22 protein-coding genes and 2 pseudogenes are annotated in these 25183 nt (G+C 70.6%); 15 read left to right on the top strand and 9 right to left on the bottom strand.

Annotated features, from left to right (window positions below):
* Nucleotides 1-5: 5 nt before the first annotated feature.
* Nucleotides 6-893, bottom strand: a complete 888-nt coding sequence (locus ACWC2B_RS03270) for a Cgl0159 family (beta/alpha)8-fold protein (RefSeq protein WP_450714718.1) — start codon at nt 891-893, stop codon at nt 6-8.
* A pseudogene (locus ACWC2B_RS03275) lies at nt 893-2086 on the bottom strand (PfkB family carbohydrate kinase); the annotation flags it as partial. The pseudogene ACWC2B_RS03275 and the gene ACWC2B_RS03270, both read right to left, overlap by 1 nt.
* Nucleotides 2087-2311: 225 nt before the next feature.
* Here ACWC2B_RS03275 and ACWC2B_RS03280 point away from each other — a divergent pair.
* The 5 genes from ACWC2B_RS03280 to ACWC2B_RS03300 all read left to right on the top strand — a co-directional run bounded on the left by ACWC2B_RS03280 (nt 2312) and on the right by ACWC2B_RS03300 (nt 7871).
* Nucleotides 2312-3214 (top strand): sugar phosphate isomerase/epimerase family protein, encoded by a 903-nt coding sequence (locus ACWC2B_RS03280; RefSeq protein WP_450714719.1) that lies wholly within the window; start codon nt 2312-2314, stop codon nt 3212-3214.
* 1 nt (nt 3215) lies between these two features.
* Nucleotides 3216-4223 carry a Gfo/Idh/MocA family protein gene (locus tag ACWC2B_RS03285; RefSeq protein ID WP_450714720.1) on the top strand — a complete coding sequence of 336 codons (1008 nt, stop codon included), beginning with the start codon at nt 3216-3218 and terminating at the stop codon, nt 4221-4223.
* A 268-nt stretch (nt 4224-4491) separates the two neighbouring features.
* Entirely contained in the window at nt 4492-4692 is a 201-nt protein-coding gene (locus ACWC2B_RS03290; protein WP_450714721.1) for a helix-turn-helix transcriptional regulator, read from the top strand.
* A 178-nt stretch (nt 4693-4870) separates the two neighbouring features.
* Complete coding sequence (locus ACWC2B_RS03295) at nt 4871-5179, top strand: heavy-metal-associated domain-containing protein (protein ID WP_450714722.1); 309 nt, start codon at nt 4871-4873, stop codon at nt 5177-5179.
* A 169-nt stretch (nt 5180-5348) separates the two neighbouring features.
* The gene (locus ACWC2B_RS03300) at nt 5349-7871 is read left to right on the top strand and encodes a heavy metal translocating P-type ATPase (RefSeq protein WP_450714884.1); all 2523 of its coding nucleotides are present in this window, start codon (nt 5349-5351) and stop codon (nt 7869-7871) included.
* A gap of 471 nt (nt 7872-8342) precedes the next feature.
* Here the strand turns inward: ACWC2B_RS03300 and ACWC2B_RS03305 are convergent, their stop codons facing one another.
* The 4 genes from ACWC2B_RS03305 to ACWC2B_RS03320 form a co-directional block, all read right to left on the bottom strand.
* Nucleotides 8343-9641: a citrate synthase gene (locus tag ACWC2B_RS03305; RefSeq protein WP_450714723.1), complete on the bottom strand. Its 1299-nt coding sequence runs from the start codon at nt 9639-9641 to the stop codon at nt 8343-8345.
* 180 nt (nt 9642-9821) lie between these two features.
* Nucleotides 9822-12044: an SF1B family DNA helicase RecD2 gene (gene recD2 / locus ACWC2B_RS03310; RefSeq protein WP_450714724.1), complete on the bottom strand. Its 2223-nt coding sequence runs from the start codon at nt 12042-12044 to the stop codon at nt 9822-9824.
* A gap of 370 nt (nt 12045-12414) precedes the next feature.
* On the bottom strand, nt 12415-12651 hold the full coding sequence (locus ACWC2B_RS03315; RefSeq protein WP_450714725.1) for a hypothetical protein: 237 nt from the start codon (nt 12649-12651) through the stop codon (nt 12415-12417).
* A 168-nt stretch (nt 12652-12819) separates the two neighbouring features.
* A complete protein-coding gene (locus tag ACWC2B_RS03320; protein ID WP_450714726.1) occupies nt 12820-13860 on the bottom strand; it encodes a LacI family DNA-binding transcriptional regulator in 1041 nt (346 codons plus the stop codon).
* Between the two features lie 174 nt (nt 13861-14034).
* Here ACWC2B_RS03320 and ACWC2B_RS03325 point away from each other — a divergent pair, with 174 nt between their 5' ends.
* The 5 genes and pseudogenes from ACWC2B_RS03325 to ACWC2B_RS03345 all read left to right on the top strand — a co-directional run.
* A complete protein-coding gene (locus ACWC2B_RS03325; RefSeq protein WP_450714727.1) occupies nt 14035-15189 on the top strand; it encodes a Gfo/Idh/MocA family protein in 1155 nt (384 codons plus the stop codon).
* A complete protein-coding gene (locus tag ACWC2B_RS03330; RefSeq protein WP_450714728.1) occupies nt 15186-16337 on the top strand; it encodes a dihydrodipicolinate synthase family protein in 1152 nt (383 codons plus the stop codon). Before ACWC2B_RS03325 ends, ACWC2B_RS03330 begins: the two co-directional genes overlap by 4 nt.
* A 50-nt stretch (nt 16338-16387) precedes the next feature.
* Nucleotides 16388-17185 carry a sugar phosphate isomerase/epimerase family protein gene (locus ACWC2B_RS03335; protein WP_450714885.1) on the top strand — a complete coding sequence of 266 codons (798 nt, stop codon included), beginning with the start codon at nt 16388-16390 and terminating at the stop codon, nt 17183-17185.
* Between the two features lie 300 nt (nt 17186-17485).
* Nucleotides 17486-18301 (top strand): VOC family protein, encoded by an 816-nt coding sequence (locus tag ACWC2B_RS03340; RefSeq protein WP_450714729.1) that lies wholly within the window; start codon nt 17486-17488, stop codon nt 18299-18301.
* Between the two features lie 130 nt (nt 18302-18431).
* Nucleotides 18432-19052 (top strand): annotated as a pseudogene (locus tag ACWC2B_RS03345) (sugar phosphate isomerase/epimerase family protein); the annotation flags it as partial.
* Here ACWC2B_RS03345 and ACWC2B_RS03350 read toward each other — a convergent pair.
* Complete coding sequence (locus ACWC2B_RS03350) at nt 19021-19998, bottom strand: EamA family transporter (RefSeq protein WP_450714730.1); 978 nt, start codon at nt 19996-19998, stop codon at nt 19021-19023. The pseudogene ACWC2B_RS03345 and the gene ACWC2B_RS03350 sit on opposite strands and share 32 nt — an antisense overlap.
* Nucleotides 19999-20096: 98 nt before the next feature.
* Between ACWC2B_RS03350 and ACWC2B_RS03355 the strand changes: the two genes are divergently transcribed.
* The 3 genes from ACWC2B_RS03355 (at nt 20097) to ACWC2B_RS03365 (ending at nt 22811) form a co-directional block, all read left to right on the top strand.
* A complete protein-coding gene (locus ACWC2B_RS03355) occupies nt 20097-21002 on the top strand; it encodes a LysR family transcriptional regulator (RefSeq protein WP_450714731.1) in 906 nt (301 codons plus the stop codon).
* Between the two features lie 342 nt (nt 21003-21344).
* Nucleotides 21345-21842 (top strand): hypothetical protein, encoded by a 498-nt coding sequence (locus ACWC2B_RS03360; protein ID WP_450714732.1) that lies wholly within the window; start codon nt 21345-21347, stop codon nt 21840-21842.
* An 87-nt stretch (nt 21843-21929) separates the two neighbouring features.
* Complete coding sequence (locus ACWC2B_RS03365) at nt 21930-22811, top strand: hypothetical protein (protein ID WP_450714733.1); 882 nt, start codon at nt 21930-21932, stop codon at nt 22809-22811.
* Between the two features lie 236 nt (nt 22812-23047).
* Here the strand turns inward: ACWC2B_RS03365 and ACWC2B_RS03370 are convergent, their stop codons facing one another.
* Together ACWC2B_RS03370 and ACWC2B_RS03375 are read right to left on the bottom strand one after the other, a co-directional pair.
* The gene (locus tag ACWC2B_RS03370) at nt 23048-23344 is read right to left on the bottom strand and encodes a DUF397 domain-containing protein (RefSeq protein WP_450714734.1); all 297 of its coding nucleotides are present in this window, start codon (nt 23342-23344) and stop codon (nt 23048-23050) included.
* A complete protein-coding gene (locus tag ACWC2B_RS03375) occupies nt 23331-24155 on the bottom strand; it encodes a helix-turn-helix domain-containing protein (RefSeq protein WP_450714735.1) in 825 nt (274 codons plus the stop codon). Before ACWC2B_RS03375 ends, ACWC2B_RS03370 begins: the two co-directional genes overlap by 14 nt.
* A 113-nt stretch (nt 24156-24268) precedes the next feature.
* Between ACWC2B_RS03375 and ACWC2B_RS03380 the strand changes: the two genes are divergently transcribed.
* Complete coding sequence (locus ACWC2B_RS03380) at nt 24269-24490, top strand: hypothetical protein (protein ID WP_450714736.1); 222 nt, start codon at nt 24269-24271, stop codon at nt 24488-24490.
* A gap of 232 nt (nt 24491-24722) precedes the next feature.
* Nucleotides 24723-25178 (top strand): carboxymuconolactone decarboxylase family protein, encoded by a 456-nt coding sequence (locus ACWC2B_RS03385; protein ID WP_450714737.1) that lies wholly within the window; start codon nt 24723-24725, stop codon nt 25176-25178.
* The last annotated feature ends 5 nt before the right edge of the window (nt 25179-25183 follow it).

Consider the following 25183-nt stretch of genomic DNA (forward strand, 5'->3'; position numbering starts at 1 on the left):
ACCCCCTACAGCAGTCCGACGGCGGTGTCGACGGCCGCCGCCACATCGCCGTCGGCCGGATAGAGCAGCGAGCGCCCGGCGACCAGGCCCTGGACGGTGGGCAGCCGCAGCGCCCCGCGCCACTTCTCGAAGGCGGCGTCCTGGTCGTCCCCTATGTCACCGCCGAGCAGCACCGCGGGCAGCGTGCTGGTGGCCATGACCTCGGCCATGTCGTCCGGGTTCTCCGTGACGGGCACCTTCAGCCAGGTGTAGGCGGAGGTGCCGGCCAGGCCAGAGGCGATGGCGATCGACCGGGTGACGGCCTCGGCGGACAGGTCGTTGCGGATCCGGCCGTCGCTGCGGTGGCAGATGAACGGCTCGACGAATACGGGGAGTTGACGCTCGGCCATCTCGTCGATGGCCCGGGCCGACGCGTTCAGGGTGTCGAGCGAACCGGCGTCGTCGTAGTCGATCCTGAGCAGCAGCTTGCCCGCGTCGAAGCCGAGCCGGTCGAGGTCCTGGGCGCGGTGGCCGGTGAAGCGGTCGTCGAGTTCGAAGGCGGCTCCGGCGAGGCCGCCGCGGTTCATGGAGCCGATGACGACCTTGTCCTCCAGGGCGCCGAGCAGCAGGAGGTCCTCCAGGACGTCGGCGCTGGCGAGCACACCGTCGACGCCGGGCCGCGACAGGGCGAGCCGGAGCCGGTCGAGCAGGTCGCCCCGGTCGGCCATGGCGAGCCGGTTCGTGCCGACGCCGAGGGCACCCCGGGCCGGATGGTCGGCGGCGATCACCATGAGCCGCCCGCGATCGCCGCGGAGCAGGGGTCTGCGCACCCGGCGGGCGGCGGCCTCGGCGACGGCTTCGGGGTGGCGGGCCCGGAGCCGCGCGAGGCCGGCGGGGCCGAGGTCGGCGCTCACACCCGGCCGCCTTCCAGGACGCGGTCGACCTCGGCGGGGTACGGCATGGCGGAGGAGCAGGCGAGCCGGGAGGCGACGATGGCCCCGGCGGCGTTGGCGTACCGCATGACGCGTTCGAGGGGCCACCCGGCGAGCAGCCCGTGGCAGAGCGCCCCGCCGAACGCGTCGCCCGCGCCGAGCCCGTTGACCACGTCGACCGGCACGGGCGGGACCTCGGCGACGGCGCCGTCCCGGTGCACGGCGAGCACGCCCTTGGGGCCCTGCTTGACGACGGCCAACTCGACCCCCGCGGCGAGGAGCGCCTCGGCGGCGGCCCGGGGTTCACGTTCGCCGGTGGCGACCTCGCACTCGTCGATGTTGCCCACGGCGACGGTGGCGAGGGCGAGGGCGGCACGATAGTGGCCCCGGGCCTCCGCGGGATCGGCCCAGAACATGGGCCGCCAGTCGAGATCGAAGACGGTGGCCCGGCGGGACGCCACTTGAGCCCCTCCGGCGGATGACAAACCATCAGCCCCTGGGGGTCCCCCCTGGACGAAGTCCTTGGGGGAGTTTGAGGAGCGGGGGTCCGGGGGCGCCGTGCTCATCAGCGGCTCCGCCGCGGGCCCCGGCGACCACCGGCCCGCACCCGACACACTCCCCCGGAGGGTCTCGGGAAGGGGCGGGGTGGGGAAAGAATCGCCCCGCACCCCCAACGCGGCCAGCGTCGCGCTCCGGCTCGGTTCGGCGCACAAGCCGGTCCCGGTGACCCAGAAGATCCGCGCCGCCCGGATCGCCGCAAGGTCCAACTCCCCCTCCCGCAACTCCAGATCGGGCGCCTTGGGCAGCCGGTAGAAGTACAGCGGGAAGTCGTCCGGCGGGAACACCTCGCAGAACGTGACCGGGGTGGGCAGCCCGTCCACGGGCGTGGCCCAGCGCGCGTCGACCCCGAACTCGCCCAGTTCCGTACGGAGATACTCGCCGAAGGGGTCGCGCCCGGTGCGGGTGACGACGGCGGTACGGCGGCCGAGCCGGGCCGCGGCGACCGCCACGTTGGAGGGCGAGCCGCCGAGAAACTTCCCGAACGAGCTGACCTTCGCCAGCGACACCCCGGTCTGCAACGGGTAGAGGTCGACGCCGATCCGCCCCATGGTGATCAGGTCGTACGCAGGGGCGTGCCCACTGCCGTGCTCGGTGCCGTACGGAGCCTCGTCCATGCACGTCCCCTCGGATCGCCCGATCGCCCGATCGCCGGGTCGCCGGGTCTGGCGGATCTCCGGAGGCACCGGGCCTGCCGGATCCACCAGGTCGCCGGATCGCCAGGTCGCCGGATCGCCGGTGACCCCAGGTCTAGCCGCCCGCTCCCACCCCTGTCAATCTTTTGTCCTTACATTCGGACGTGGCCTTGACACTCCTCCCGCGCCCCCGGAAGGCTTGCCCCCATGACGACGGCGAAGACCCGCATCCGGATCGGTTCGGCCCCCGACTCCTGGGGCGTCTGGTTCCCCGACGACCCTCGCCAAGTCCCCTGGCAGCGCTTCCTCGACGAGGTCGCGAGCGCGGGCTACCGGTGGATCGAACTCGGACCGTACGGCTATCTCCCCACGGACCCGGCGCGCCTCGCCGAGGAGACCGCCGTACGCGATCTGCGGGTCTCGGCCGGGACGGTGTTCACGGGGCTGCACCACGGCCCCGCGGTGTGGGAGAAGACCTGGGCGCACGTCTCCGACGTGGCCGCGCTCGCGCAGGCGACCGGCGCCGGGCACCTCGTGGTCATCCCGTCGTTCTGGCGCGACGACAAGACGGGCGAGGTCCTGGAGGACAGCACCCTGACCGCCGAGCAGTGGCGCGATCTCGCCGGTCAGACCGAGCGCCTGGCCCGCGAGGTGCGGGACCGCTACGGCCTGCGCGTCGTCGTGCACCCGCACGCCGACACCCACATCGACAGCGAGGAGAACGTGGCCCGCTTCCTGCACGCCACGGACTCCGGCCTGGTGTCGCTGTGCCTGGACACCGGGCACTACGCGTACTGCGGCGGCGACAGCGTCAAGCTGATCGAGACGTACGGGGAGCGGATCGGCTACCTCCACCTCAAGCAGGTCGATCCGGAGGTACTGGCCCAAGTCCGCGCCGCGGGAACGCCGTTCGGGCCCGCCGTCGCGCAGGGCGTGATGTGCGAGCCGCCGCACGGCGTGCCCGCGCTCGAACCGGTCCTCGCGGCGGCCCAGGACCTGGACGTCGACCTGTTCGCGATCGTCGAGCAGGACATGTACCCGTGCGATCCGGACAAGCCCCTGCCGATCGCCGAGCGCACCCGTGCGTTCCTCCGCTCCTGCGGGGCCTGACATGACCCTGGGCATCGCCGTCATCGGCACCGGTCGGATGGGCGCCGACCATGTGCGCCGGATCGACTCCGTCATCGGCGGCGCCCGCGTGGCCGCCGTCGCCGACCTGGACGTGGAGCGCGCGGGCGCGGTGGCCGCGGGCATCGAGGGGTGCTCCGTCCACACCGACCCGGCGGCCGCGATGGCGGCCCCCGGCGTGGACGCCGTCCTCATCGCCTCCTCGGGCCCGGCCCACGAGGCGGCCCTGCTCGAAGCCTTCGCGCGCGGCCTGCCGGTCCTGTGCGAGAAGCCGCTGACCCCCGACCCGGCCGGCACCCTGCGCATCCTGGAGGCCGAACAGCGCCTCGGCCACCGCCTGGCCACGGTGGGCTTCATGCGCCGGTACGACACCGAGTACCAGAAGCTCCAACTCACCCTGGAACAGGGTGAGTTGGGGCGGCCGCTGATGCTGCACTGCCGCCACCGCAACGCGGCGTCCCCCTCCTTCTTCACCACCGAGATGCTGATCCGCGACTCGGTGGTGCACGAGGTGGACGCCACCCGCTGGCTGCTCGGCCAGGAGATCACCGCCGTACAGGTCCTGCGCCCGCGCCCCTCCTCGTACGCGCCTCAAGGCCTCGGCGATCCGCAACTGGTCCTCTTCGAGACGTCCGGCGGCGCGGTCGTGGACGTCGAGATCTTCGTGAACTGCGGTTTCGGATACGAGGTGCGCTGCGAGGCGGTGTGCGAGCGCGGAACCGCCTCGATCGGCGAGAGCGGCGGGCTCGTCACGCGGGCGGCGGGCCGGGCGGGCCGCGACATCCCGCAGGACTTCACGGTCCGCTTCGCCGAGGCGTACGACCGGGAGGTGCAGGCCTGGGTGGACGCGACGAGGCAGGGCCGCACCGAGGGCGCGAGCGCCTGGGACGGCTATGCGGCGGCGCTGGTCTGCGAGGCGGGAGTGCGGGCGCAGCAGTCGGGCGAGCGGGTCGAGGTGGAGCTACCGGAGCGCCCGCCCCTGTACAAGTAGCCACCGTGCGATTGATCCCCCCCCAGAGCCTCCTCGCCCATTTGCCCCAACCACCCTTGTTCATCGCATGCGTTACAAGCATGCGGCTCCCGTCACACATGTCTCGATTTCGCGGGTCTTGCGTCACAGCCGGCCGACAGGAGCCCCCCTGGCCTCACTCTCCGTCGTTCAACGAGCACAGGCTGAGTGATCGCCAAGCGCGTTCACGTCGCAGCTCCCCCGACGGCCTTCCGGCCGCCGCTGCGGCGTACGCAGGGAGGTGCCCCCCATGACCGACCGAAGGCTCTGGTCCTACAAAGAAATCGCCGCGCACATCCGCGTGCAGCCGGACACGGTGCGCTCGTACCGCAAGCACGGGCTCCTGCCGGCGCCGGACCTGGTGGAGAACGGCAAGCCCTACTGGTTCGCGGACACGATCCGGGCGTGGGTCGCCCGGCGCCCCGGCAACAGGGGCCGCCGCGTGGAGTAACCAGGGCGCACCGAGGCGGGCGGTTGCGTCGTTACCACCCCGAATCGCCCAAACCGCGTCCGAGAAGGTTCGCTTAATACCCCCAGGGGGTATAACCTGTGGTGCGTGAGGGCGCCTCGGCTTTTCCCGGGCCCCTTGATGCACCATGGATCCGTACGCCCGTGAAGAGGAGAACGCGATGACCGCCGAGATCGAGACCCCCGCCGCGACCGGTTCCTGCTGCTCGCCCGCCGGAGGCTGCCAGGGTGGCGGGGCGGCCGACGTCCAGGTGGGCGCCGTCACCGCCGTCTACAAGGTCTCCGGCATGACCTGCGGTCACTGCGAGGGTGCGGTGTCCGGCGAGATCTCCGAGATCGAGGGCGTCAGCTCGGTGAAGGCCGTCGCCGCCACCGGCGAGGTCACCGTGATCTCGGCGGCGCCGCTCGACGAGGAGGCGGTCCGTGCGGCCGTCGACGAGGCGGGCTACGAACTGGTCGGCCGCGCCTGACCGGAGGGCATCCCCTCCGCACATCCCGTCGGGCCGCACCCGGCCGGCTCCCCGCCGGCACCGTGCGGCCCGGCCCGCTTTCTGGAGCCCCATCGTGCACAGCCCCACCCCGGATCACGTGGTCGAACTCGCCATCGGCGGGATGACCTGCGCGTCGTGCGCGGCCCGCGTGGAGAAGAAGCTGAACCGGATGGTGGGGGTTTCCGCCACGGTCAATTACGCCACCGAGAAGGCGCGGGTCGCCTTCGGCGAGGGGGTGGGGGTGGGCGACCTCGTGGCGACGGTGGTGAAGACGGGCTACTCCGCCGAGCCCCTGCAACCCCGGGGCTCCGCCCCGGACCCCGACGCAGATACGTCTGCGGGCCGGTGGTCCGCTGTGCCCACCCTTCCCCAAGGTCTCGACTTCGCTCGACCAGGGGAGACCCCAATCGCCTTGCGGAACGACTGCCCACAGCGTGAGGGGGTGGAAGAGTCCGCCTCCCCCGATTCAGCGCCGGTCACGGCAACCCCAGCCCGTCCGGCGCTTGAGGACGAGCGCCGTTCAGGCGCGAACGGGGTCTGGGGCGGAGCCCCAGGACGACCGCCTCACTCACACCTCACCCCCGGCGGGTCTCGGGAAGGGGCGGGGAGGGGCCCACGGGGTCTGGGGCAGAGCCCCAGCACCCTGGGGAGCCCCGGCCCGCAGCCGTCGGCGGCGAGCGGCCCCCCGCAGGGTCAGAGCGAGCACGCAGCGCGGGGGCTGGCTGCGATGAGGCGGCGCCTAACTGTCACGGCCGTTCTTACCGCGCCCGTCGTCGCGCTGGCGATGATCCCGACGCTCCAGTTCGACAACTGGCAATGGCTCTCCCTCGCCCTCGCCGCCCCCGCCGTCATCTGGGGCGGCCTCCCCTTCCACCGGGCCGCGTGGACCAACCTGAAGCACGGCGCCGCCACCATGGACACCCTGGTGTCGACCGGCACGCTCGCCGCGTTCGGCTGGTCGCTGTGGGCGCTGTTCTTCGGCACCGCGGGCATGCCCGGCATGCGGCACGACTTCACCTTCACCACCAACCGTGGGGACGGCTCCGGGACGATCTACCTCGAAGTCGCCGCCGGTGTCGTCACGTTCATTCTGCTCGGCCGCTATCTGGAGGCCCGCGCCAAACGGAAGTCCGGTGCCGCTCTGCGCGCTCTGATGGAGCTGGGCGCCAAGGACGTCGCCGTACTGCGGGAGGGGGCCGAAGTGCGCATCCCAGTAAGCCAGTTGCGTACCGGGGACCGCTTCGTCGTACGGCCCGGCGAGAAGGTCGCCACGGACGGCACGGTCGTCGATGGCGCGTCTGCGGTCGACGCGTCGATGCTGACCGGCGAGTCCGTGCCGTTGGACGTGGGCGTGGGCGACCCGGTCACCGGCGCGACCGTGAACGCCGGGGGCAGGCTCGTCGTCGAGGCGACCCGCGTCGGCGCGGACACCCAGCTCGCCCGCATGGCCCGCCTGGTGGAGGACGCCCAGAACGGCAAGGCGGCCGTGCAGCGCCTCGCCGACCGCATCGCGGGCGTCTTCGTGCCGGTCGTGCTCGTGATCACGCTGGCCACCCTGGCCACCTGGCTCCTGGTCACCGGGGACGCCACCGCCGCCTTCACCGCGGCCGTCGCCGTACTGATCATCGCCTGCCCCTGCGCCCTGGGCCTCGCCACCCCGACCGCCCTGATGGTCGGCACCGGACGCGGCGCCCAGCTCGGCATCCTGATCAAGGGCCCGGAGGTCCTGGAGTCGACCCGCCACGTCGACACCGTCGTCCTCGACAAGACGGGCACGGTGACCACCGGCCGCATGAGCCTGTACGAGGTCCACCCCGCCGAGGGCACCGACGAGAAGCAACTCCTGCGCCTGGCCGGTGCCCTTGAGCACGCCTCGGAGCATCCGATCGCCCGCGCGATCGCGGCCGGCGCCGAGGACCGGGCCGGGGTACTGCCGCTCGCCGAGGGCTTCCGCTCGCTGCCCGGCCGGGGCGTGGAGGGCGTCGTCGAGGGCCACCGCGTGTACGTGGGCCGGGACAGCGCTCTGGAGCTGCCGCCCGAACTCGCCGCGGCCAGGAGCGCCGCCGAGGCCCAGGGACGTACCGCCGTCACCGTCGCCTGGGACGGGGTCGCCCGGGGCGTCCTCGCCGTGTCGGACACCGTGAAGGCGACCAGCGCCGAAGCTGTCGCCCGGCTGCGGGCGCTGGGGCTCACGCCGGTCCTGCTCACCGGTGACAACCGGAGCGTCGCCGCGACCGTGGCCGCGGAGGTGGGGATCGAGGCGGCCGACGTGTACGCGGAGGTCCTCCCCGAGGACAAGGCCGCCGTCGTCAAGCACCTTCAGGCGCAGGGCCGTACGGTCGCCATGGTGGGGGACGGCGTCAACGACGCGGCCGCTCTGGCCGTCGCCGATCTGGGTCTCGCCATGGGCACCGGCACCGACGCCGCCATCGAGGCCGGCGATCTCACCCTCGTACGGGGTGACCTGCGGGTTGCCGCCGATGCGATCCGATTGTCCCGCCGGACCCTGGCCACGATCAAAGGCAACCTTTTCTGGGCATTCGGCTACAACGTGGCCGCGGTCCCCCTGGCCGCCGCGGGCCTGCTGAATCCGATGATCGCGGGTGCGGCTATGGCGTTCTCGTCGGTGTTCGTGGTAACCAACAGCCTACGGTTGCGTTCCTTCACCTGACCTCCACAAAGAGATCTAGATCACAGAGGTTTTGAGGTAACCATCGGGAGGGGTCGGGAGTCTAAGTGGGCGATGCCACGGACGTCTTGGGGGACGTCCATGGAATGTCTTGGGGGACGTTCCAGGCAACGCGTTGGCCGGGGCACGTACGTCGGGAAGCTTTGAGCGGCCCACCCGACAGGTACGTACCCCGGCAGACCGCCTAGACCCCCGGCTCGGATCCCGTGGGGGGAATCCGCACCGGGAAACAGGGAAGCGCCCCGACTGCCAACCCGTGGGGGGATTGGCAGCGGGGCGCTTTCCGACTTCTGGCGCCGAACCGGCCGCGTGTTACCGGGAGTTCGGCTGTGACCGACGGGTCACTGGTACGTCATCGAGGACTCAGCGGCCCTCGACGGGCACGAAGTCCCGAAGAACCTCGCCCGTGCTGTGCCGGCCCGGGGATAGCCCCCGGACCCCCAGCAATCCGGCTCAGCGGCCCTCGACGGGCACGAAGTCCCGAAGAACCTCGCCCGTGTAGATCTGGCGCGGGCGGCCGATGCGGGAGCCGGGCTCCTTGATCATCTCGTGCCACTGGGCGATCCAGCCCGGCAGACGGCCGAGGGCGAACAGGACCGTGAACATCTCGGTCGGGAAGCCCATGGCGCGGTAGATCAGACCTGTGTAGAAGTCCACGTTCGGGTACAGGTTGCGCGAGACGAAGTAGTCGTCGCTCAGCGCGTGCTCTTCCAGCTTCAGCGCGATGTCGAGCAGCTCGTCGGACTTGCCGAGAGCCGACAGGACGTCGTGCGCGGCAGCCTTGATGATCTTGGCGCGCGGGTCGAAGGACTTGTACACCCGGTGGCCGAAGCCCATCAGGCGGACGCCGTCCTCCTTGTTCTTCACCTTGCGGATGAAGGAGTCCACGTCGCCGCCGTTGGCCTGGATGCCTTCCAGCATCTCCAGGACGGACTGGTTGGCGCCGCCGTGCAGGGGGCCCCACAGCGCCGAGATGCCGGCCGAGATCGACGCGAACATGTTGGCCTGCGAGGAGCCGACCAGACGCACCGTGGAGGTCGAGCAGTTCTGCTCGTGGTCCGCGTGCAGGATGAGCAGCTTGTCGAGCGCCGAGACGACGACCGGGTCCAGCTCGTACTCCTGGGCCGGCACCGAGAACGTCATGCGCAGGAAGTTCTCGACGTAGCCGAGGTCGTTGCGCGGGTAGACGAAGGGGTGACCGATCGACTTCTTGTACGCGTACGCCGCGATCGTCGGCAGCTTGGCCAGCAGCCGGATCGTGGAAAGGTTGCGCTGCGTCTCGTCGAACGGGTTGTGGCTGTCCTGGTAGAACGTGGACAGCGCCGAGACCACCGAGGACAGCATCGCCATCGGGTGGGCGTCACGCGGGAAGCCGTCGAAGAACCGCTTGACGTCCTCGTGCAGCAGCGTGTGCCCGGTGATCTCGCTCTTGAAGGTGGAGAGCTGGTCGACGGTCGGAAGCTCGCCGTTGATCAGCAGGTATGCGACCTCGACGAAGGTCGAGCGCTCCGCCAGCTGCTCGATGGGGTACCCGCGGTAGCGCAGGATGCCCTGCTCACCGTCCAGGTAGGTAATGGCGGATTTATAGGCGGCCGTGTTGCCGTATCCGCTGTCGAGGGTGACCAGTCCGGTCTGGGCTCGGAGCTTCCCGATGTCGAAGCCCTTGTCGCCGACGGTGCTGTCGATCACCGGGTAGGTGTACTCGCCATCGCCGAACCGCAGTACTACAGCGTTGTTCGCGTTCTCGCTCACGTCATCCCTCACCGACGTAGTGCCTCTTCTTCGAGGTGCCCTGACTGTCTCTACCATCCCCCATTTGGCTCAGCAGAGTGCACTCGGGGTCGCCCATTGGGCTTATTCACGGCACTCAGTGCCGCTCAACCTGCTCATCCTGCCCCCTTCGCCCCAGTTACGAAAGCCCTGGGTGATCTTTCACACCAAAGTGCCCCCTGACAGCCGGTGAGCGAGTGCGGTAAAGCGTCTGCCTGCGGAAACGGTACGCACCGCCTGGCCGATCGCCTTGCGGGACCCCACCAGGACGACGAGCTTCTTGGCGCGGGTCACCGCCGTGTAGAGCAGATTGCGCTGGAGCATCATCCAGGCGCCGGTGGTGACCGGGATGACGACGGCCGGGTACTCGCTGCCCTGGGAGCGGTGGATCGTCACGGCGTAGGCGTGGGCCAGCTCGTCCAGCTCGTCGAAGTCGTACGGCACCTCCTCGTCCTCGTCCGTCAGGACCGTCAGGCGCTGCTCGTCCGCGTCGAGCGAGGTGACCACGCCGACGGTGCCGTTGAAGACGCCGTTCTTGCCCTTCTCGTAATTGTTGCGAATCTGGGTGACCTTGTCGCCGACGCGGAACACCCTTCCACCGAACCTTTTCTCCGGGAGGTCCGGGCGGCCGGGCGTGATCGCCTGCTGGAGCAGGCCGTTGAGGGTGCCGGCGCCGGCCGGACCGCGGTGCATCGGGGCGAGCACCTGGATGTCGCGGCGCGGGTCGAGCCCGAACTTCGCCGGGATGCGCCGGGCGGCGACGTCGACGGTGAGGCGGCCCGCGTCCTCCGTCTCGTCCTCCACGAAGAGGAAGAAGTCGTCGAGGCCCGAAGTGATGGGCTGCGTACCGGAGTTGATGCGGTGGGCGTTGGTGACGACACCGGACTGCTGGGCCTGCCGGAAGATCCGGGTCAGCCGCACGCTCGGCACGGGCCCGCCCTCGGCGAGGAGGTCGCGCAGCACCTCCCCGGCGCCGACCGAGGGCAGCTGATCGACGTCACCCACCATCAGCAGGTGGGCGCCGGGTGCCACCGCCTTGACGAGTTTGTTGGCGAGCAGCAGGTCGAGCATGGAGGCCTCGTCGACGACGACGAGGTCCGCGTCAAGGGGCCGGTCCTTGTCGTACGCCGCGTCCCCGCCCGGTTTCAGTTCGAGCAGGCGGTGCACGGTGGAGGCCTCGGCGCCGGTCAGCTCGGCCAGGCGCTTGGCCGCGCGGCCGGTGGGCGCGGCGAGCACGACCTTGGCCTTCTTGGCGCGGGCGAGCTCCACGACCGAGCGGACCGTGAAGGACTTGCCACAGCCCGGGCCGCCGGTGAGCACCGCGACCTTGCTGGTCAGGGCCAGTTTGACGGCCTCCTGCTGCTCTGGCGCCAGCTCGGCCCCGGTGCGCCCGGCGAGCCAGCCGAGCGCCTTGTCCCAGTCGACCCCGGCGAACCCGGGCATCCGGTCCTCTCCGGTCCGCAGCAGCCGGCCGACCTGGGCGGCCAGGGACAGCTCTGCGCGGTGGAAGGGCACGAGGTAGACGGCGGCGACGGGCTCGCCCCCGTCGGGCCCGGGCACCTTCTCCTTCACGGCGCCCTCTTCGGCGATGAGCTCGGCCAGGCACTCGATGACAAGGCCGGTGTCGACCTGGAGCAGCTTCACCGAGTCGGCGATCAGGCGCTCCTCGGGGAGGAAGCAGTGGCCCTGGTCGGTGGACTGGGACAGCGCGTACTGCAGGCCCGCCTTCACGCGCTCCGGGCTGTCGTGCGGGATGCCGACGGCCTGGGCGATCCGGTCGGCGGTGAGGAACCCGATGCCCCAGACGTCGGCGGCGAGCCGGTAGGGCTGGTTCTTGACGACGGAGATCGAGGCGTCCCCGTACTTCTTGTAGATGCGGACGGCGATGGAAGTGGAGACGCCGACCCCTTGCAGAAAGACCATGACCTCCTTGATGGCCTTCTGCTCCTCCCAGGCGGCCGCGATCTTCTTGGTCCGCTTGGGGCCGAGGCCGGGGACCTCGATCAGGCGCCCGGGCGACTGCTCGATGATGTCGAGGGTGTCGGCGCCGAAGTGCTGGGTGATGCGGTCGGCGAAGACCGGGCCGATGCCCTTGATCAGGCCCGAGCCGAGGTAGCGGCGAATGCCCTGGATGGTGGCGGGCAGGACGGTCGTGTAGTTCTCGACGGTGAACTGCTTGCCGTACTGGGGGTGCGACCCCCAGCGGCCCTCCATCCTCAGCGACTCCCCGGGCTGCGCGCCGAGCAGCGAGCCGACCACGGTGAGGAGATCGTTGCCGCCCCGCCCGGTGTCGACGCGCGCGACGGTGTATCCGCTCTCCTCATTGGCGTACGTGATCCGCTCAAGGACCCCCTCCACCACCGCCATACCCGTGAGACTCGACATGCCCCGACGCTACCGCCCCGCACTGACAATGCGGACAACACGGCTGCGCACAACGGGAGTCCAGGCCGGGCCCTTGACGTGCGGGGTCCCTTTGCGGCATGCGGCAGGCCCCTTGCGGCATGTGCGCGGCATGCACGCGGCGACTTGACTGCGGGCGGCCGGCTTTGCCGGCGGGTGAATTCAAGGGGGCCCGGTCCGTCGACCGGGCCCCTTGTTTTCCCTCCCCGTCGGCGCTTCCCGAAATCCCCCCGGATCCCTCCCCTGAAGCACCGACGCCCCTTAGACCTCCGTCACCCCCACAGGGTTGTACGACTGCGGGCGGTAATTTTCGCGGGCCGCCGACGTGCCGAAGCCCCGCCACGCTGGAGGCTCAGACTCCGCGCAGGAAGCCGTCCCCGTGAGTTGCGATGTGGGCCTCCAGGGCGGAGAGGGCCTGCTGTGTGGCGTCCGGGGTCCCGCTGCCGCGCCGCTCGGCGTAGTACGCGGCGCCCAGCCGCTTCAGCAGATCGTTGCCCGCGCGCTGCTGCTGGACCTCGTCCACCTTCTGCTTGCCCTGGTTCAGGGCGCTCTGGGCCTGCTCCTTGGCCCGGTCGAGAAAACCTGCCATGACTGCCTCCGATCGTGTCCCGGTCCCGGCATCACTTCCCTCGTCGCCGCCGCGCATGCTCCCGCGTACGTCCGATCGGCCCATCAAGGGGCGAGGCACACCGGGGCACACCGGGGGCCGCGGTTCGTCCCGAATTCAGACACAGGCTCTCAGTTCAGGCGCAGACTCTCAGCGCCGCACCGCCCCCGTGGACCCCCGGACCATCAACTCGCCGTGCACCGTGGCGATCCCCCCGGGCGGAGCCGGTTCCATGCCCAGGGCCAGGCGGCCCGCCCTCGCGCCCGCATCGGACAGCGGCAGCCGTACCGTCGTCAGCGCCGGGACCGCGTCCGCGCTGAAGGGGAGGTCCACGAAGCCCGCCACCGAGACGTCGCCGGGGACCGAGAGGCCCCGGTCGCGCAGGGCCGCGCACGCACCCAGCGCGACCGTGTCGTTCGCGGCCACCACGGCCGTCAACTCCGGTTCCCTGCGCAGGAGTTCAAGCGTCGCGTCGTAGCCGGAACGGCGGTCGTACGAGCCGTGGACCACGAGGTGGTCCAGGCGGAGCCCGGCCGCCTCCAGGACGGACCGGTGGCCCTCCAGGCGGTGCCGGGTCGTGGTGCGTTCCGCGGGCCCGGCGATGTAACCGATCCTGCGGTGGCCGAGGCCGATGAGGTGGTCCGCCACCTGCCTGCCGCCGCCCCGGTTGTCGAAGGCGAGGGTCGCGGTGACGCTGTCGCCGGGCAGCGGCGGCCGGCCGCACAGCACGATGCGGGTGCCCGCGTCCGCGAGCCGCGCCAGCTTCGCGCCGACGGCCGCCACGTGCTCCGGGTCCTCAAGAGCGCCGCCGGTCACGATGACGGCGGCCGCGCGCTGGCGCTGGAGCAGCGTCAGATAGGTGAGTTCGCGTTCCGGTGAGCCGCCGGTGTTGCAGATGACGGAGAGCTTCTCGCGAGCCCCCCGCTCCTCGCCGATCGCGGCCTGGGCCGCGCCCGCCATGATGCCGAAGAACGGGTCGGCGATGTCATTGACCAGGATGCCGACCAGGTCCGAGGTGGCCGCGGCGAGCGAACTCGCGGGCCCGTTCAGGACGTAGTCCAGCTCGTCGACCGCGCGCAGCACCCGCTCCCGAGTGGCCGCGGCCACCGGGTAGTTGCCGTTCAGGACGCGCGAGACCGTCGCCGGGGACACCTGGGCCCGGGCCGCCACGTCCGCCAGGGTCGCTGTCATCTCTGCCTCCGAAACGGTCGGGCCATGATCACGCCGTTGTGAGCCTGTGGGTGGATCCCGTCCGGATCAGACCCGGGCTCTCAAGCTTTCGGCCCCTTGTCCGAGGCGCTGTGCGCAGGCTAGCGTCCCGCCCTGTAGAAAGCGCTTACTATCGTACGTCTCAGGAGGGATCACATGACGGAACGCAGGCTCGTGCGGATCGCCATGAACGGCGTCACCGGACGCATGGGCTACCGCCAGCACCTCGTACGCTCCCTCCTCGCCCTGCGCGAGCAGGGCGGCCTCGACCTCGGCGACGGCACCGCGCTGTGGCCCGAGCCGGTCCTGGTCGGCCGCCGCGAGCACGTACTCAAGGCGATGGCCGACCAGCACGGGCTCACCGAGTGGTCGACCGACCTCGACGCGGTCCTCGCCGACCCCACCGTCGACATCTACTTCGACGCCCAGGTGACGTCCGCCCGCGAGCAGGCGATCGGCAAGGCCATCGCGGCCGGGAAGCACGTCTACACCGAGAAGCCCACCGCGACCGGACTGGCCGGCGCGCTCGACCTCGCCCGGCGCGCACGCGCCGCGGGCGTCAAGCACGGCGTCGTCCAGGACAAGCTCTTCCTGCCGGGCCTGCGGAAGCTGAAGCGCCTGATCGACGGCGGATTCTTCGGCCGGATCCTGTCCGTGCGGGGCGAGTTCGGCTACTGGGTCTTCGAGGGCGACTGGCAGTCCGCCCAGCGCCCGTCGTGGAACTACCGCCGGGAGGACGGCGGCGGCATCGTCATGGACATGTTCCCGCACTGGGAGTACGTCCTGCACGAGCTGTTCGGCCGGGTCACCTCCGTGACCGCGCACACCGCCACCCACGTTCGGCAGCGGTGGGACGAACACGGCAAGCCGTACGCGGCGACCGCCGACGACGCCGCGTACGGGATCTTCCAGCTGGAGGGCGGCGCGGTCGCGCAGATCAACTCCTCCTGGGCGGTACGCGTCCACCGTGACGAACTCGTCGAGTTCCAGGTCGACGGCACCGAGGGCTCGGCGGTCGCCGGCCTGCGCGACTGCCGTGTCCAGCATCGCAGTTCGACCCCGAAGCCGGTCTGGAACCCGGACCTGCCGGTCACCGAGTCCTTCCGCGAACAGTGGCAGGAGGTGCCGGACAACGACACGTTCGACAACGGGTTCAAGGCGCAGTGGGAGCTGTTCCTGCGGCATGTCGCGCTCGACGAGCCGTACCACTGGGACCTGCTCGCCGGAGCGCGCGGCGTCCAGCTCGCCGAGCTCGGCCTGCGCTCCTCCGCGGAGGGCCGCCGCCTCGACGTGCCGGAGATCGCGCTGTGAGCCTCCTGCTGCCGCGCCCCGACGGTACGACGAGGCGGTACGAGCCCCGCGCGACCCCGCTGTCGCTCTCCCCGGGCTCGCCTCCCACCTCCCGTACGGTCTTCTCGGCCGCGCATGTCGTGGCCGATCCGTACGCGGACACCTCGCCGGACTCCCCCGCCGCGATCGACTGGGACGCCACGCTCGCCTTCCGCCGCCACCTCTGGTCGCACGGCCTCGGCGTCGCGGAGGCGATGGACACGGCCCAGCGCGGCATGGGCCTGGACTGGCCGGCCGCAGCGGAGCTGATCACCCGAAGTGCCGCCGAGGCCAAGGCAGTCGGCGGCCGCATCGCGTGCGGGGTCGGCACGGACCAGCTCGGCCCGGGCAACCTGGCCGAGGTGAGGGCGGCGTACGAGGAGCAGCTCGGGGTCGTCGAGAAGGCGGGGGCGCAGCCGGTCCTGATGGCGTCGAGGGCACTCGCGGCGGCGGCACGAGGACCCGAGGACTACCTCTCCCTCTATGCCGGCCTCCTGCGCCAGGCTTCCTCGCCGGTGATCCTCCACTGGCTGGGCCCGATGTTCGACCCGGCGCTCGACGGCTACTGGGGCTCGGCCGATCTGGACGCGGCGACGGAGACCTTCCTGGAGGTCATCGCCGCCCACCCCGGCAAGGTCGACGGCATCAAGGTGTCCCTCCTCGACGCCCGCCGCGAGGTGGAGCTGAGGCGCCGCCTTCCGGACGGCGTCCGGTGCTACACGGGTGACGACTTCCACTACCCCGAGCTGATCGCGGGCGACCAACTGGGCTTCAGCCACGCCCTGTTGGGCATCTTCGACCCGCTGGGCCCGCTGGCGGCGGAGGCGGTACGCGTACTGGACAAGGGTGATGCCGACGGCTTCCGCGCCCTCCTCGACCCCACCGTCGAACTGTCCCGCCACCTGTTCCAACCGCCAACCCGCTTCTACAAGACGGGAGTTGTCCTCCTGGCATGGCTGGCGGGACACCAGTCGCACTTCACGATGGTCGGCGGGTTGCAGTCGGCGCGGTCGCTGACGCATCTGGCCCGGGCGTACGAACTGGCCGACGGGCTCGGCCTGTTCCCGGATCCGGGGCTGGCCGAGACGCGGATGAAGTCTCTTCTGAACGTATACGGAGTACCTCAGTGACCTCCTCAGCGACCTCCTCAGTGATCTCCTCGCGTTTCAGCATCAACCAGATGACGGTGAAGCAGCTCTCCCTGCCGGAGCTGGTGGACGCGTGCGTACGGCTCGGGGTGCGCGGGGTCGGCCTGTGGCGCGAGCCGGTCACCTCGTACGGGCTCGATGCGGCGGCAAAGCTGGTGCGGGGGGCGGGACTTGAGGTGACCTCGCTGTGTCGCGGCGGCTTCCTCACGGCGATCGATCCGGCCGAACGGGCGGCGGCGCTGGCCGACAACCGGGCGGCGGTCGACGAGGCGGCGGCCCTGGGCACGGATACGTTGGTGCTGGTCTCGGGCGGGCTTCCGGCCGGGTCGAAGGACCTCGCGGGCGCGCGGGAGCGGGTGGCCGAGGCGCTGGCGTCACTGGGGCCGTACGCCGCCGCGCGGGGCGTGCGCCTGGCGATCGAGCCGCTGCATCCGATGTTCGCCTCGGACCGCTGCGTGGTGTCCACCCTGGACCAGGCGCTGGCGCTGGCCTCGCGCTTTCCCGCGTCGGAGGTGGGGGTGGTGGTGGACACGTACCACGTGTGGTGGGACGACCAGGCGCCTGCGGCCGTGGCCCGGGCCGGCGCCTCCGGCCGCATCCACGCCTTCCAACTGGCGGACTGGATCACGCCGTTGCCGGCGGGAGTGCTGCACGGGCGCGGCCAGCTGGGGGACGGGTCGGTCGACTTCGCGCGGTGGCGCTCGCTCGTCGAGTCGGCGGGCTATACGGGCCCGATCGAGGTGGAGCTGTTCAACGAGGAGTTGTGGGCGGGGGACGGGGTGGCTCTGCTGGGAGAGACGGCTCGGCGTTTCGCGGAGGTGCTGGCGTAGGGGCTGTCCGGCGGGTCTGGTCGTAGGGCCCGCCCCCGGGGGGCGCCGTCCCGTCGAGGCGCCCAGCTCTGGTTTAGCCCGGGCGCTACGTGTCGTGCCGTCGCTGCCCGGCTGTCATGGGGCGCGCACGTAGAGTGCCGTCGCGAGGGCCGTTGGGGTTGCCGTCACGGATGGACCGGCGAGACCCTCGTTTCATGCACCCGGAGACGTCGGACCTGGTCGTCCTAGCGGGAGACGGGTCACGCCGTCACACAACACAGGACACAACCGCAACCGCACAAGACACAGGAGTCGATCGACATGACCGAGTACCCGGAAGGCGCCCCCTGTTGGGCGGACGCGATGTTCGCCGACGTGGAAGCCGCCAAGACCTTCTACTCGCAGGTGCTGGGCTGGACCTTCGGTGAGGCGGCCAGCGAGTACGGCAACTACACGCAGGCCTACTCCGACGGCAAGGCGGTCGCGGCCGTGGTCCCGCCGATGCCGGGCGCCGACGCCCCGTCGCAGTGGTGCCTGTACTTCGCGTCGCCCGACGCGGCGGCCACCGGCGAGAAGATCAAGGCGGCGGGCGGCGAGCTCATGATGGAGCCGATGCAGGTCGGCACGTTCGGCACGATGCTGATCGCGAAGGAGCCGAGCGGCGCGGTCTTCGGCGTCTGGCAGCCGGGCGAGCACAAGGGCTTCGAGAAGACCGGGGAGCCGGGGTCGTTCGCCTGGGCCGAGGTCTTCACCCGGGACGTGGCGAAGGCGGACGGGTTCCTGCCGAAGGTCTTCCCGTTCAAGGCCCAGCAGATGGACATGGGCGACGCGGAGCAGGGCGCGGGCATGGACTACAAGGTCTTCAGCCTGGGCGCCGGAAACCCGGTCCTCGGCCGGATGGCGATGGGCGCGGAGTTCCCGCCGGAGATCCCGTCGTACATCCAGGTCTTCTTCGGCGTCCCGGACTGCGACGAGGCGGTCGCCACGGCTCAGAAGCTGGGCGGCCAACTCCACTTCGGGCCGATGGACAGCCCCTTCGGGCGGTTCGCGGCGCTGACGGATCAGCAGGGGGCGGCGTTCGCGGTGATCGACATGGCTACGCGGGTGGGGGATGTGCCGCCGATGACGCCGGCGTAGGCCCTCCGGGGGTGGGCGGGGTCGGGGGCCGGGGTGCACCGGGGCTCCGCCCCGGACCCCGTTGTGCCCCCAGCCGAGCCGAAAGGACCAGCCCATGAAGTTCGCCCTGTCCACCCTCGGCCTCCCCGGCATGCCGATCGCCGACGTAGCCGGCCTCGCTGCCCGCACCGGCTACCACGGTGTCGAGCTCCGGGCCCACCCCGAGGAACCCGTCCATCCCGGCATCGGGACGCGCGAAAGGAAAGCCGCGGCCGGGGAGTTCCAGGAACGCGGCATCGAGATCCTCGCGGTCGCCGGATACGCCAGGGTCGCCCAGCCCCTGAACCCCGGCGATCTGGCCGACCTCGTGCGGCTCGCGCATGACCTGGGGGCCCGGTTCGTGCGGGTCTTCCCCGGCGGCGACGGGACCCCGGCCGCCGACGACAGAGCCGTACAACAGCTGGGTGAAGCAGGCCGGTTGGCGCGGGAGGACGGAGTGCGCGTCCTGCTCGAAACCCACGATTCGCACCGCACCGGCGCGGCCGCGGCCGCCCTTCTCGACCGCGTGGGCGAGAAGGGCGTGGGCGCGCTCTGGGACGTCATGCACACCTGGCTCGGCGGCGAGACCCCCGCCGAGTCCTTCGCCCACCTCGAACCCCACCTCGGCTACACCCAGGTGAAGGACATCGCGTCCGCCGAGGACACCACCCCCCTCCCCCTCGGCAGGGGCGTACTCCCCCTCAGCGAATGCCTCGCCCTGCTGCCGTCGGACGGCTGGGTCTGCTGGGAGTACGAGAAGCGCTGGTATCCCGGGGCCGCCTCGCTGCCGGGGCTGCTGGCGGCTGGGCGGGAGTATCTGACGCGCCCGGCCGGGACAGCGAGGTGAGCGCGACCCCGCCGACCAGCAGCGCCGCCGCGCACCACCGCAGGGGCGTCACCGATTCCCCGAGCAGCACCGCCGCCGACGACATCCCGAACACCGGCACCAGCAGGCTGAACGGCGCCACCGACGACGCCGGGTAGCGGCGCAGCAGCATTCCCCATGCCCCGAACCCGAACACCGTACTGATCCACGCCACGTACACCAGCGCCCCCGCCCCGCTCCAGTCGAACCCGGCCAGCGCCTCGGCGTCCCGCTCCGGCCCCTCGAAGAGGAGGGAGAGGGCGAGCAGCGGGAGTACGGGGACCACGGAGACCCACACCATGAAGTTGAGCGCGTCGGGCGGGGCGGCCCGGCGGGTCAGGACGTTGGAGACGCCCCAGCAGGCGGCCGCGGCGACGGTCAGCGCGAAGGCGAGCAGCGGCCCGCTCGCCCCCTCGTCGATTCCGGCGACGACGATCCCGCCGAGCGCCACCGCCATCCCCGACAGCCGTACGCCGCCGAGCCGTTCACCCAGTACGGCCATGGCGACGATCGCTGTGAACACGGCCTGCACCTGGAGGACGAGGGAGGAGAGCCCGGCCGGCATCCCCTGGCTCATCCCGATGAACAGCAGCCCGAACTTCGCGACCCCCAGCACGAGCCCCACCGCCACGATCCACTTCCAGGCGACCTTGGGCCGCCCCACGAAGAACACCGCGGGCAGCGCCGCGACGAGGAAGCGCAGGGCGGAGAACAGCAGCGGCGGGAAGTGGCCCAACCCCACGTCGATGACAACGAAGTTGACCCCCCAGACGGCGGTGACGAGCACGGCGAGCGCGATGTGTACGGGACGCATGCATCGAGGATCACCGCCCCGACCCTTCAGCACCAGCGTGGATTCCTTGATGATGGGATGAAGCAACTCTTAATCGTCGGCGATCGCTGGAGGCTCCCGTGCTCGATCTGGCCCGGCTGCGCGCGCTGCACGCGGTCCACGTCCACGGTTCGGTCGCCGCCGCTGCCGCGGCCCTCGGCTACACCCCGTCCGCGATCTCCCAGCAGATCACCAAGCTGGAACGCGAGACCCGTACGACCCTGCTGGAACGCCGGGGCCGAGGCATAGCACTGACGGAAGAAGCCCTCCATCTCGCTTCAGCCGCAAGGGAGTTGATGGACATAGTCGAGCGTACGGAGACCACGCTCGAAGAGCGGCGGGGCCTGCCCACCGGGCATCTGTCCATAGGCGCGTTCGCCACGGCCGCGCGCGGGCTCCTCCCGGCCGCCCTCGCCTCCCTCGCCCGCCGACACCCCACCCTGGAAACGCGGTTGTCCGAGGTCGACCCGCACGTCTCGGTGGACCTGGTCGCCAGGGGCGTCATCGATCTGGCCGTCGCGCACGACTGGGACATCGCGCCGCTGCCCGCTCCCGAGGGCGTCGAGCACGCGTCCATCGGCGACGACCACTGCGACGTACTGGTCCCGGCGGGCCACCCCCTGGCAGCCCGCCCCGCCGTCCGCCGCGCCGACCTCGCGCACGAGCCGTGGATCTGCCAGCCACCCGGTTCGGTCTGCCACGACTGGCTGGTCCGCACCCTGCGCGCCGACGGCCACGAGCCGGATCTGCGCCACCAGGCGGCCGAGTACCACACCCAACTCGCCCTGGTGGCAGCGGGTTTGGGCATCGCCCTGGTCCCCCGACTGGGCCGGGGCCCCCTCCCCGAGGACGTCGTGGCCCTCCCCCTCGACCCGGTCCCGACCCGCCACCTGTACGCCCTGTGGCGCACGGGAGCGGCCCGCCGCCCGGCGATCACGGCAACGGTCCACGCCCTCCGGGAGGCGTGGGGGTCCCTCAGCGGGTGAGCGCCCGGCCCTTGACGTCCGGGGCCGCGGAGAACTCCGCCGGGAGCCGGCCGAGTCGCTTCGAACGGGCCGGGCCGGACGTGTCCCGGCCTGAAGCAGGACGTAACCCACTACTTCTCCAAGCTGGAACTCATCCAGCAGACCCTCACCTACAAGATCCTCAAGGCGGTCCTGGTCCAGGACTTCCTCGACTGCTGGCACGGCAGCGCCAGCAGCTGCGTCTGGGCAGCAGCCACGATCATCCCGGGTGAGAAGATCGCGGAAGCCGTCAAGGCCTTCAGGGCCTTTGAAGAGGCGCTGCGTACCGGGGTCAGCGTCGAGGAAGCCATAGGCCGCCTCAAGATGGCGGACGGCGCGACCGTGGCGATGCTTGAGGCCAACGCGGCGGCGCATCTGGCCGCCGTTGAAGGCATGACGGTTGCCCGGGGCGCGCTGGAAGCCCGGCTCGCCGAATACATCCGCAGGTTCTCGCTCGGTGTCGACCCGGCAAAGGGTCTGATATTCAACTCGGGTGAGATGCAGTCGGCACTGCGTGTGGAGAGCGAACGTGGAGTCACTCTCACCCGGGACACAAGCGGAGATCTGGAATGGTACGACCAGAGGGGGCGCGGCTATGACGCGGTCGGCAACTCCCCCTCGCAATATCTGCAAGTCCCGCAATTCATGAAGTCCGTCAGGGCCCATTTGCTGAAGACGGAGAAGACTGGAAGGTTCGTCTCTTTCGTGCCGGTGGACGTGTCCACTTACACGGCCGAGCAGATCGGCGCGATCAAGGCGGCCGTCAAGGAACTTCCGGAGGCAGACCAGGCGCGCATCTTCTTCGTGGGCGACCACACCTGATCGGCGACCGTATGGTGTGGCGGGCGGCGTTGACGTTGACACGGTCGCCCGCCGCACCCCCTCTCCACTTTCCACGTTAGGAGTCCGATGTCCAAGCTCGTGGCCCTGCCGGGTGGGGGCGCTGCCCACGACCTCAACTGGTTTGCAACCGGCGGCCTGTTCGACGAGGTCGCCGCCTTCATTCGTCAGCATGTCCGGGATGAGCGTGCCAGGCAGGCAGTGACTGCACAGGCGACGTCCGGCCACCTGTTTCTGGCAGACCTACCGGAACCGGTCCTGACGGACGTCCTCAGAGCATTGCGCGACGAGTTGCCTGCCTACGTGAATGAGGTGATCTATCCTCCGGACACGGCATCCGCGATGGACTACCCGGAGATCTTCATCGCACGCGCCAAATCCCTTGCGCACCTGGCCGGCCGCAGCATCGCGCTGCGCGAGTCCGAGGCCCGGAGCACCACCGGGCCGGAAGGCCCCACCGTGGTGACCGCCCGGGCCGAGCCCGGATCGCCGCTGCGTGGACGGCTCCTGTGCCAAGACGCCGGAGACATCGACTTCCTGTGTGATCCCGGCAGTCGGGCGGAGAAACTGGCGCGTGCCGGAGTCGACGGGTCCGCGAGCCTGTGCATCGGCACACTGCGGCTCGAAGTGGGCATCGCCACCCATCAGGTGCTGTACGCCCGGGGATACAGCCCGCGTGACTCGTGGCAGGCGGCCCGGTTCGACATCCCGGACATGGCTCCCGGCGCAGTGTTCGCCGATCCCGACCAGCCGTTCGTCCCGGGCCTGTCGGTCGCGCTAGACCAGTCAGGAAGCTGGCACACGCAGCACGACGACCGGTCGGGCTGGCTCCGCATCTCCGCGACGGGCGAGGGGACAACAGGCCTGGTGACCCTGGTCGCTGACGGCATCGGCATCGGCGTACACGCCGGTCATCTCGTATCAGTCTGGCTGAGGTGTTTGCCGTCGTAGAGCTGCGTCTGAAGCCTTCATGGCAGGTCGCGGGTGAGTCGGGACAGGCGGGCTTCAACTAGTTCGAACGAACGGAAGTAGTTGAACACCAACAGCAGGGACGGGTGCGGCACATCACCGTGCCGGGCCGTGGGGCGGCCCACCGGGTGTGCCACATCGGGCGTCCCCTGCCGTCGGCGTCCGTCATCTTCCGCTTGAAGAACCGGGCGTACTCGTCCAGCTTGGCGGTGATCCCCTCAGCGGCCGAGGGCCCCGTCCTTGACCGCCCCCACGAACGACGTCCAGGCCGTCGGCCCGAACACGACGGCGGGGCCCGTCGGGTTCTTGCTGTCCCGCACGGGCACGCACCCCGAGCAGGAGTCGCTGAACTCCAGGCAGTCGCCGCTGGTGCCGCCGCTGTACGAAGACTTCCGCCAAGCCGCGTACACCTCGCTGACTTCCAGGCATTGGCCGCTGTCACCACCGCTGTAGCTGGACTTCCGCCAACCGGTCAGGACCGAGGCGTCGGACACGATGTGCTCACTGCGCTTCATGCCCGTAATCCTCCGCCACGGACCGCATCAGCGCCAGGGACCTTTGGTGCGACAACGCGTCGCCCAGGGCGTGGTCATAGACCTCCTGACACTGCCGCACCACGGACGGAAGTTCCCAGACCCTGCCGATCTTCATGCCTTCCACGTACGCGATGGGCGGGAGATCGCTGAACCACAGCAGCGAGAGATGTCCCTCCAGCAGGGCGTGCGCGCCTGCCTCGTACGGGAGCACGTGGAAGCGGATGCGACGACTTTCACCCAGCGCCAGCAGGTGACGGAGCTGTTCGCACATCACGAGCGGTCCGCCGATGGGGCGCCGCAACACCGCCTCGTCGAGCATCGTCCACACCACGGGCTTGGCGAAGTCCTGGAGAATCCGCGCGCGTTCCAGTCGCGCTTCAAGGAGCCGGTCACGTTCCTGGTCGCTCTTGGGTGGATAGCCCGAGCTGAGCACCTCGCGCGCGTACGCTTCCGTCTGCAGAAATCCCGGCACCAGCTTGGGTGCGTACTGACGAATCAGCGTCGCCTGCTGCTCGAACTCCAGCGCCTCCGCGAAGTGTTCAGCGACCTTACGAGTGTCCAGCGTAGGCAAGAACCGCTCAAAGAACCCATCAGTCCCCAGCACCTTGTCCAGCCGGCGCGCGTCGTCCAGAGTTGGCCGCCGCCTCCCCGCCTCGATATGGGCGATGTGCGTGCGCGACATCACCGCACGCTCGCTGAGCCCCTCCTGCGTGAGCCCCGCCGCCTCCCTCCGAGCCCTCAGTTCCTCGCCGTACTTGATGCGGGACACGGGGTTGTCCTCGATCGCCACGACACCAACTCCCTTGCGTGCAGGCTGCGTTGTCACGCTCTGTGGACTAGTCAGCGTACGGAACGTGACCCCACGCTGTAAGCGGAACACCACACACAGTGAGAGGCGGTCGTATGGGAGCCCACGACGTGGGGGCGTACGTCGCCCACACCGGGACCGACGTGTACGGGCCCGGCAAGGTGATCGGCACGGACGGTGACTGGCGACGCGTCCGGTTCGTGCACTTCGTCGCGACCGTCGCCGTGGGCGATCTGCGCACGGCCTCTCCGCAGGAAGAAGGGGAAGTGAGCGCATGGCTGATGGAGAAGGCCTCCAGACATGGGGGCAATTGGTAGCGGGCCCCGCCCTGTCGTTGCGGGTGTCGCGGGACGGTGGGCGGACGTGGGAGCCGTACGTCATGCCCCGGCCGGGACGGGCGAGCGAGCCCGTCGCGGGGTGTCCGTGTCCTCGCCGGGAGGACGAGGAGGTCTGAAAGAAATTCGGCGGGGCTGTCACATCCCCGTCCCGCCCCGTGTCAGGGCAGTGAAGGCGAAACGGCGCAGCCCTTACGACACAGGAGTCACCGCCATGCAGGCACGTATGCAGAACCCCGCACAGGTCATCCCGAGTGCGATGTCCGCCATCCTCGACCTGATCAAGGCCGCCAAGGAAGGCGGGGTGCCCGGGACCACTCTGGAGCTGGTGCACCTGCGGGCCAGCCAGATCAACGGGTGCGCCCCCTGCGTCTACGGCGGGATCGCCAGTGGCCGCAAGAACGGGGTGAGCGAGGACCAGCTGGCCACCGTCGTGGCCTGGCGGGAGGCGCCGTACTTCAGCGACGCCGAGCGGGCGGCGCTCGCGCTGGCCGAGGCGTCCACCCGGCTCGCCGACCGTCCGGACGCGGTGTCCGACGAGGTCTGGGACGAGGCCGCCCGGCACTACGACGAGAAGGGGCTCGCCTCGATCGTCCTCATGATCGGCGTGACCAACCTCTTCAACCGGCTCAACGCCACGACCCGGCAGATCGCCGGGGGGACCTGGTAGCCGTA

The sequence above is a fragment of the Streptomyces sp. NPDC001415 genome (genome assembly GCF_053597395.1).